The 903-nt window shown below is 73.3% G+C and carries 2 protein-coding genes; both read right to left on the reverse strand.

The window, feature by feature from the left end:
* On the reverse strand, window positions 1–372 hold a 372-nt coding region (locus AU197_RS19455), incomplete at its 3' end, for an NAD(P)-binding domain-containing protein (RefSeq protein ID WP_197415605.1).
* Between the two features lie 5 nt (window positions 373–377).
* Window positions 378–758 (reverse strand): carboxymuconolactone decarboxylase family protein, encoded by a 381-nt coding sequence (locus AU197_RS19460; protein WP_064404548.1) that lies wholly within the window; start codon window positions 756–758, stop codon window positions 378–380.
* Between the last annotated feature and the right edge of the window lie 145 nt (window positions 759–903).

The raw sequence follows: 903 nt of genomic DNA on the forward strand, positions 1-903 counted from the left end.
CTCGGCCCCGTGCACACCGCCGCTGACGGGGCTGTCGAGCGCGGCGATCCCGCGCTCGGCCAGCAGGGCGCTGTTGCGCTGCGCGGCTTGGCTTCCCACCGTCGACAGATCGACGAAACGTTGGACGAGGGTCCCGCCGGCCACCTCGGCGGTGACGGCCTCCGACGCCTGCGGGGTCGGCAGGCTGGCCAATACCGTGGGCACGCGGTCGGCGACCTCGCGCACCGAGTCCGCGCGCTCCGCGCCGGCTTCGACCGCCCTGCCGACCACCCCGGGGCGGGTGTCGTACACCACCACCCGATGACCGGCCGCCCGCAGGCGCGCCGCCATCGGGAAGCCCATGTTGCCAAGTCCGACGAAGCCGACGTCCACGTGACCTACCCCTGCTCGACGTCGTCGAAGGCGGCGCGCGCGGTGCGGAAGGCCTCCACCGCGGCGGGCACACCCGCGTACACCGCGACCTGCATGAAGATCTCGCGGATCTCCTCGGGTGTCACACCGTTGGTCAGGGCGCCGCGGACGTGGGTGCGGAGCTCGGTGGGACGGTTCAGCGCCGCGAGCATCGCGAGGTTGAGCATGCTGCGCGTCTTGCGGGACAAGCCTTCGCGGCCCCACACCGCACCCCAGCAGTACTCGGTCACCAGATCCTGGAACGGCCCGGTGAAGTCGTCGGGGCCGTCCGCCGCCTCCTGCACATAGGCCTCACCGAGCACCGCTGTGCGGATCTCGCGGCCCTTGTCGTACACGTCTTGGTCCACCACTCGAGAGTGGCAGACCGCGACGACGACCGCTCAGCCGGCAGGTGCGGGGGCCGGAGCGGCAGGCGCGGGCGCGGGGGCCGGTGCCGCGAACGGGGCCGGTGCCGGCGGTGCTGCCGGTGCCGCCAACGGCAGCGGGGCCAAA

The sequence above is a fragment of the Mycobacterium sp. IS-1590 genome (assembly GCF_001500025.1).
In the GTDB taxonomy this organism is placed as follows: Bacteria; Actinomycetota; Actinomycetes; order Mycobacteriales; family Mycobacteriaceae; genus Mycobacterium.